This is a genomic window from Klenkia terrae, from assembly GCF_037083865.1.
GTDB lineage: Bacteria > Actinomycetota > Actinomycetes > Mycobacteriales > Geodermatophilaceae > Klenkia > Klenkia terrae.
In genome coordinates this window covers 42,246-49,830 of sequence record NZ_JBAPLV010000007.1, presented here as the reverse complement: position 1 = coordinate 49,830, position 7,585 = coordinate 42,246, and the positions used below count along the sequence as shown (strand labels likewise).

Genomic DNA, 7,585 nt, shown 5'->3' with positions numbered 1-7,585 from the left:
GGTGCCGGTGGCCGGGCCTGCTGCGGCCCGGCCACCGGCGGTTGCGTCAGGCCGGCTGGATGGCCGAGAGCACCAGGTAGTTGTTCGTCCCGGCGAAGGAGGGCTCGCCCATCGAGTCGGCGTTGTAGCCGGCGTAGGTGAAGTCCTCGTAGACCGGCACGTACCAGCCGCGCTCGGTCAGCAGGGTGTTGAGCTGGGTGAGCGCCTGCGCCTGGGTGTCACCGGTGGTGCCCAGCGAGGCGCCCAGGGCCGCAGAGATGTCCGGGTCCTGCGCCTGCTGCAGGTTCATGAACCCGCCGACGACGACCCCGGCGACGAAGCCGGCCGGGTTGGCCCCGATGCCGAAGGGCCCGAACAGGATCGGGTCGGTGGAGACCGCGGCGAAGGCCTGGTCGGTCGACGTGGCCGTGACGAAGGTCAGCGTGATGCCGACCTCGGCCCACTGGGCCTGGATGGCGACGGCGTCCTCGTCGGGCTGGCCCAGCACGGTCAGGTTGACCTCGATGCCGTCCGGGTAGCCGGCGTCGGCCAGCAGCTGGCGGGCCTTGTCCGGGTCGTAGGCGTACTCGGTGTCGATGCCGGCGTCGAAGCCCTCGGTGCCCTCGGGGAACAGCTGCGAGGTGGCGCGGGCACCGGGGTGCAGGTCGTCGACCAGGGCCTGCCGGTCGGTGGCGTAGATCAGGGCCTGGCGGACCTCGACGCTCCCGAACGCCGGGTTGATCGCGCCGGTCTTGTCGGTGACCGGGAAGCCGACGATGGTGCCGCCGACGCTGACCGTCTTCTGCCGGGACTCGACCAGGTCGATGGTGGAGGGGTCGAGGATCGTGGCGACGTCGGCCTGGCCGGAGACGACCGCGTTGGCGAGGGCCTGGGCGTCGGTGATGACGGTGAAGACGATGGTGTCGTAGGACCAGCTGTCGGCGTCCCAGTTGTCGGCGTTCTTCGTCACCGTGTACGAGCTCGCCCGGGTGCTGGCGTCGGCGTCCAGGGTGTACGGGCCCGAGCCGTCGGGGGTGGTCTCCAGGGTGTCGGGATCGGCGACGCCGTCCGGGCCGACGATGGTGCCCTGGGTGTCGACCAGCGTGTTCTCCGGCGTGGCCTGCGGGGCGGCCCAGGTGACGACGACGGTCTGCGGGTCGGTGACCGCGACGTCGGTGATCTCGCTGGCGCCCCCGGCGGCGAAGGCGCCGTAGGCCGTGAGGTCGGCGTCGGTGCGCCGCTCGAGGTTGGCCTTGACCAGGTCGGCGTCCAGGCTCGAGCCGTCGGTGAAGGTGACGTCGTCGCGCAGGGTGATCGTGGTCTGCAGGTTGTCCGCGCTGTTGGTGTACCCGGTGGCCAGCGAGGGCTGGGAGACGCCGTCGGTGTCGGTCTCCCACAGCGCGTCGTACATCGAGCTGAAGAAGGTGAACTGGCCCTGCGAGTAGAGCAGCGGGTCGTAGCCGGTGGGCGCCGCGTCGGCGTCGAACGCCACGGTGAGCGTGCCCTCGGCGCTCTGGCTGCTGCTGCCCCCGCCGCTGCCGCCGCCGCAGGCGGTGAGGCCGAACGCGGCCACGGCGGCGAACGCCACCCCGGTCGTGGTCCTGGAACGATTCATAACGGGATTGGGCTCCTTCGCCGACGTCCTGCGGGGGTGACCGGGGTGGAACCCGGCTGGCGTCGACGATGGAGGTCCAGGTCACGTGACGTCAGGCACAATGCCGGTCAATGGCACACGAGATCCCGACCCCCGAGCCCCGGGTCCGCGGCAAGCGCCCTCCGCAGGGTGATCCCGTGGTCGACCGGGCCCTCGCCCTGCTGGGCGCCTTCGACGCCCGCCGACGCTCGCTGACCCTGGGTGAGCTGGCCCGGCGCAGCGGCATCCCGACCAGCTCCGCGCTGCGGCTGGCGGGTCGGTTGGTGGCCTGGGGCGCGCTCGAGCGGGATGCCGAGGGCCGGTTCTCCATCGGCCTGCGGCTGTGGGAGGTGGCCTCGCTGGCCCCGCGGGCGCAGGGGCTCAAGCAGGTGGCGATGCCCTACATGGGCGACCTGGAGGAGGTCACCCGCCAGCACGTGCTGCTGGCCGTGCGGGACGGCGACCAGGGGCTGCTGGTCGAGCGGCTGTCCTCGCACCTGGCGATGCCGGTGCTCTACCGGGTGGGCGGGCGACTGCCCCTGCACTCGACCGGCGTCGGGCTGGTGCTGCTGGCCCACGCCGACACCGACTTCCAGGAGGAGGTGCTGGCCCGGCCGCTGGTGCACGAGCCGGAGAAGGTCGCCGTCTCCCCCGCCGCGCTGCGCCGCACGCTGGCCGCGATCCGCCGCGAGGGCTCGCACACGCTGCGCCGACGCGCCCCGCAACCGCTGGTGAGCGTGGCCTGCCCGGTGTTCGGCGACGACGACCGGATCGCCGCGGCGCTGTCGGTGGTGGTGCCGATGGAGCACGCCGAGCCGCGGCTGCTGGTGCCCGCCGTGCGCACCGCTGCCCGGGCGATCTCCCGCGGTCTGGGCGCGCAGCGCTCGATCGGCCTGGTCCCCGCGCCCTGAAACCGTGCCGGTGGATGGCACCGGCCTGGGGTGTGCGCGGCCGGTGGTCCAAGGTCGGGGCCTGCACCCGTGGCGTGCGTCACGGGGCCGACCACCCAGGAGCTGCCGTGCCCGTCCACCCGTCCCAGGCCTCGCGGTTCGCCCTGCTCGACGGGCTGACGTCGTTCGAGGCGGCGATGGCCGACCCGGCGTCCCGGGCCCGGCTCGACGCGTTCATGTCCCTGGGCGAGGCACCGCCGGCCCCCGACGTGCACGTCCGGGACACCGTCGCCCCGGGCCCGCACGGCGACGTCCCGGTGCGGGTCTACTCCCCCGCCGCCGACGGCACCGGCCGGCCGGGCTTCGTGTGGATGCACGGCGGCGCCTTCCGCGCGGGTGACCTGGACATGCCCGAGGCCGACCGGACCGCCCGCGAGGTCTGCGCCCGCGCCGGTGCGGTGGTGGTGAGCGTGGACTACCGGCTTGCGGTGGACGGCGTCACCTACCCGGTCCCGCACGACGACGTGGTGGCCGCCGTCCGCTGGGTGCGCGACGAGGCCGCCGCGTTGGGCGTCGACCCGGCCCGGATCACCGTCGGCGGCGCCAGCGCCGGCGGCAACCTGGCCACCGGGGCGACCCTGCGGCTGCGCGACGACGAGGGGTGGCAGCCGGCCGCGCTGGTGCTCGCCTACACGACGACGCACGCCGTCCTGCCGCCTGCGTCGGCCGAGCTGACCGCCCTGATGGCCGAGGTGCCCGTCCTGCTGCGCTTCCCGCCGGCGGCCCGGGCCGGGATCACCCGCAACTACGTCGGCGGGGCCGAGAGCCGGGCCGACGGGTACGCGATGCCGGCCGGCGCCGTCCTGACCGGGCTGTGCCCGGTGGTCGCGCTGACCGCGGAGTACGACGACCTGCGGGTGTCCGCCGAGCACTTCACCGCGGCGCTCGCGGTGGCCGGGGTCGACGTCCGGCAGGTGCTGCTGCCGGGCATGCTGCACGGCTTCCTCAACCTGCCGGCCACGATCGGGCCGGTGGACCGGGCGCTCGCGCTGATGAGCGAGGTGGTCGCGTCGTGAACCCGGCCCTCCCGGGCTTCCACCCGGACCCGAGCATCGTGCGGGTCGACGGCACCTACTACCTGGTGACCTCGACGTTCGAGTACCTGCCCGGGCTGCCGGTGCACCGCAGCACCGACCTGGTGTCGTGGGAGCTCATCGGGCACGTCGCCGTGCGGCCCGAGCAGCTCGGGCTGGACGACGTCCCGACGCCGGGCGGCACGTGGGCGCCGACGATCCGGCACCGTGACGGCACGTTCTTCGTGGTGGTCACCGTGATGCTGGGCGGCCGCGGCTGCGTGGTCTTCTCGGCCACCGACCCGGCCGGGCCGTGGAGCGACGGGGTGCCGGTGCCGGCCGTCGAGGGCATCGACCCCGACCTCGCCTGGGACGACGACGGCACCGCGCTGATCACCTTCGCCGGCTTCCCGCACCCGATCCGCCAGGTGCCGGTCGACCTGTCGACCGGGCAGGCGCTGGGCCCGGTCCGGGAGATCTGGGCCGGCACCGGGGCCTTCGCACCGGAGGGCCCGCACCTGTACCGCCGCGGCGGGCACTGGTACCTGCTGGTCGCCGAGGGCGGCACCGACCGCGGCCACCGGGTGAGCATCGCCCGCGGCCCGTCCCCGTCGGGACCCTGGGCGGCCGCACCCGGCAACCCGGTGCTGACCGCGGTCGGCACCGAGCACGCGGTGCAGAACACCGGCCACGCCGACCTGGTCGACACCCCGGACGGCGGGACGGCGATGGTGCTGCTCGGGGTACGCCCGCTGGGTTTCGCGAACGCGTTCTCCCCGCTGGGCCGTGAGACCTTCCTGGTGCCGGTGACCTGGGTCGACGGCTGGCCGCAGGCGTCGCTGCCCGAGGCCACCGGCACCCCGGACGAGGACGTCGCCGGCGGGGACGACTGGATCGCCGTCCGGCGCACGCCGTCGTCCCTCCTCGGCGGGGACGGTCTGGTGCTGACCGGCGAGGGCACGACGCTGGCGGACCGGCGACCGGTCTTCGTGGGCCGACCGCAGCGGCACCTGGGCTGCACCGTCGACGTCGTGGTGGACGCCTCCGCCGGGCGTGGCGGCCTGGCCGCGCGGCACGACGAGCAGCACTGGTTCGGCCTGGAGGCGACCACGGACGGCGACCGGACCGTGGTCACCGCGCGGGCCGTGCTCGCCGGGCTGGAGAGCACCTGGACCGCGGCGTTCCCGGCCGGTCCGGTGCAGCTGCGCATCGAGCAGCAGCTGCCGCCGGGCGGGTTCGTGCCCGCGGCGATCGGCGGCGGGGTGGTGCGGCTGCTGGCCGCCTGGGCCGACGCCGACCCGGTGCTGCTGGCGGAGTTCGACGGCCGGTACTGGTCCTACGAGGTGGCGAAGTCCTTCACCGGCCGGGTGTGGGGCCTGTTCGCCGTCGACGGCACGGTGTCCTTCACCGACCTCCGCTACCGCGGCAGCGACTCGGCCTGACCGGCCCGGCAGACTCCCGTCGTCCAGGGGTGTTGTGCCCCTGCAGGGCGTGGCCATCCCTGCACGGCGGGAGTCTGCGGGTGGTCGGGTCAGCCGCTGGTGGTGTCGTAGCGGGAACGCAGGGCGGCCAGCAGCTCGGCGGTGGGTTCCTCGCCCGCGGCGACGGCGGCGTGCACGTCGCGGAAGTACTGCTCGTAGCCGGCCGGGGTGTACATGCACAGCGCCCGCACCGGGTCGGTGCCGCTGTCGTTGCGGTAGCCGTGCGCGGTGCCGCGCAGCGCGCCCGCGGTGTCCCCGGGGGCGAGGACGACGTCGTCCCCGGCGGTGCTCAGCGTGAGCTCCCCGGACAGGACCACGAAGTACTCGTCGTGCGAGCCGTGCACGTGCGGCCGGGCGCCGAGGGTGCGCGGCGGCAGCGTGAACTCCTCCAGCCCGAACCGGCCGCCGGTCTGCTCCCCGGTGAGCGCGAACAGGTGCGCGATGCCGCCGGCGTCGATCGCCTCGCCCCCACCCGCGCGGACGACGAGCGGCTGGTCCCCGGGTGCCGTGGTCACCGCCCGCACGCTAGCCGGAGCCCGGGGCCGACTGCGTCGGCAACTCCCGGGACGGGCCGGCCCATCGGCGCTACGGTGCGGCCGTGTCCGAACCGCCTGCCGTGACCCTCCGCGCGCGCACCGACGCCGACCTCGACGTGCTGTTCGAGATCGCCGCCGACCTGGACACCTGGGAGGAGCGGAACCCCTCGGCGCCGGCACCCCTCACCCGGGAGCGGTTCGACGCCCGGCATGCGGCCCGCACCGGGGGCGACGACGTGGAGTTCGTGGTCGACGTCGAGGGCCGGGCCGTGGGCACGGTCGCCCTGTTCGGGTTCGACGCCTTCGCCCGGCACGCCGAGGCCGGGATCAGCCTGCTGCCCGGGGCCCGCAGTCGCGGGATCGGCACGGCCGCGCTGGTCCAGCTGGTCGAGTTCGGGTTCACCCGGCGCAACCTGCACCGGATCCACCTGCAGGCCATCGCCTCCAACACCGGCGGCCTGCGCGCCTACGAGAAGGCGGGCTTCGTGCTCGAGGGACGGCTGCGCGAGCACGCCTGGGTCCGCGGCGGCTACGAGGACATCGTGCTCATGGGCATCCTGGCGCCCCGGCGATGACCGTCGTGGAGACGGACTACCTGGTCGTCGGCGCGGGAGCCACCGGGCTGGCCTTCGTCGACACCCTGCTGGACGAGACCGACGCGCACATCACGGTCGTCGACCGGCACGGCGCACCGGGCGGGCACTGGAACGACGCCTACCCCTTCGTCACCCTGCACCAGCCGTCGGCGTTCTACGGGGTCAACTCCCTGGAGCTCGGTACCCGGCGGCTGGACACCGCCGGGCTGAACCAGGGCCTGTACGAGCTGGCCTCTGGTGCGGAGATCACCGCCTACTACGACCGGCTCGTGCGCACCCGACTGCTGCCCAGCGGCCGGGTCGACCACCACCCGCTGAGCGAGTACGAGGCCACCCCGGACGGCGGTCACCGCTTCCGCAACCTGCTGTCCGGCGCCACCACCGAGGTCCGGGTGCGCCGCAAGGTCGTCGACGCCACCTACAGCAGCCCGTCGGTCCCCTCCACCCACCAGCCGCGGTTCGCCGTTACGGACGGCGTCGACCTGGTCCCGCCGAACGCGCTCCCGGGCCTCGCGCACCGCGCCCCGGCGCGGTTCGTCGTGCTCGGCGGCGGCAAGACCGCGATGGACACCTGCGTCTGGCTGGTCCAGCACGGCGCCGACCCGGACGCGATCACCTGGGTGGTGCCGCGGGACTCCTGGCTGATCAACCGGGTCACCACCCAACCCGGGCCCGAGTTCTTCCACGAGGCGATCGGTGGCCAGGCCGACCAGATGGAGGCCTTCGCGACCGCGACGGACACCGCGGACCTCTTCCGCCGGCTGGAGCGCTGCGGCGCGATCACCCGGGTCGACCGGGACCGCGCACCCGGCATGTTCCACCTGGCCACCGTGGCGCCCGGCGAGGTCGAGGTGCTCCGCGGGATCCACGACGTCGTCCGGCTCGGCCGGGTCCGGGAGCTGCAGCCCGACGCGATGGTGCTCGACGGCGGCACGGTGCCGGTCGCCCCCGGCACGGTGTTCGTCGACTGCACGGCCTCGGCCGTCGAGCGCCGGCCGGTGCAACCGGTCTTCCAGGGCGACCGGATCGTGCTGCAGCTGGTCCGGCTTCCGCAGCCCGCGTTCAGCGCCGCGCTCACCGCCTACGTCGAGGCGCGGTACGACGACGACGAGCACCGGAACCGGCTCTGCGGCACCGTGCCCTTCCCGTACGACCTGGACGACTACCCGGCGACGATGCTGGCCACGATGTGGAACCAGTTCCACTGGGGCCAGGACGCCGAGCTGCGCCGGTGGATCCGCGCCAGCCGGCTCGACGGCTTCGGGAAGCTGATGGCCGAGGCCGACCGGGACGACCCGGCGCAGCGCGACGTCCTCGCCCGGATCCGGGAGCACGCGCCCGGCGCCGTGGGCAACCTGACCCGCCTCGTCGAGGCCCGGAGCGCGTCGGCCTGACGT

Annotated in this window: 7 protein-coding genes; 5 read left to right on the top strand and 2 right to left on the bottom strand. The window is 74.5% G+C overall.

Annotated features, from left to right (window positions below; genetic code table 11):
* Positions 1-46: 46 nt before the first annotated feature.
* Entirely contained in the window at positions 47-1,594 is a 1,548-nt protein-coding gene (locus UXQ13_RS08340) for an ABC transporter substrate-binding protein (protein ID WP_336392179.1), read from the bottom strand.
* Positions 1,595-1,770: 176 nt separating this feature from the next.
* On the opposite strand from UXQ13_RS08340, the gene UXQ13_RS08335 reads away from it, so the two are divergent.
* From UXQ13_RS08335 to UXQ13_RS08325, 3 genes are all read left to right on the top strand, one after another.
* Positions 1,771-2,523: an IclR family transcriptional regulator gene (locus tag UXQ13_RS08335; protein WP_336392178.1), complete on the top strand. Its 753-nt coding sequence runs from the start codon at positions 1,771-1,773 to the stop codon at positions 2,521-2,523.
* Positions 2,524-2,630: 107 nt separating this feature from the next.
* Positions 2,631-3,578, top strand: a complete 948-nt coding sequence (locus UXQ13_RS08330) for an alpha/beta hydrolase (protein WP_225232206.1) — start codon at positions 2,631-2,633, stop codon at positions 3,576-3,578.
* Positions 3,575-5,017 (top strand): glycoside hydrolase family 43 protein, encoded by a 1,443-nt coding sequence (locus tag UXQ13_RS08325; RefSeq protein ID WP_336392177.1) that lies wholly within the window; start codon positions 3,575-3,577, stop codon positions 5,015-5,017. The genes UXQ13_RS08330 and UXQ13_RS08325 overlap by 4 nt, the downstream gene beginning before the upstream one ends.
* An 89-nt stretch (positions 5,018-5,106) precedes the next feature.
* On the opposite strand, the gene UXQ13_RS08320 is transcribed toward UXQ13_RS08325, so the two are convergent.
* Positions 5,107-5,571, bottom strand: coding sequence for a cupin domain-containing protein (locus UXQ13_RS08320; RefSeq protein ID WP_336392176.1), 465 nt, complete (start codon positions 5,569-5,571; stop codon positions 5,107-5,109).
* Positions 5,572-5,654: 83 nt separating this feature from the next.
* On the opposite strand from UXQ13_RS08320, the gene UXQ13_RS08315 reads away from it, so the two are divergent.
* Complete coding sequence (locus tag UXQ13_RS08315; RefSeq protein WP_336392175.1) at positions 5,655-6,167, top strand: GNAT family N-acetyltransferase; 513 nt, start codon at positions 5,655-5,657, stop codon at positions 6,165-6,167.
* Positions 6,164-7,582 (top strand): NAD(P)-binding protein, encoded by a 1,419-nt coding sequence (locus tag UXQ13_RS08310; RefSeq protein WP_336392174.1) that lies wholly within the window; start codon positions 6,164-6,166, stop codon positions 7,580-7,582. Before UXQ13_RS08315 ends, UXQ13_RS08310 begins: the two co-directional genes overlap by 4 nt.
* The last annotated feature ends 3 nt before the right edge of the window (positions 7,583-7,585 follow it).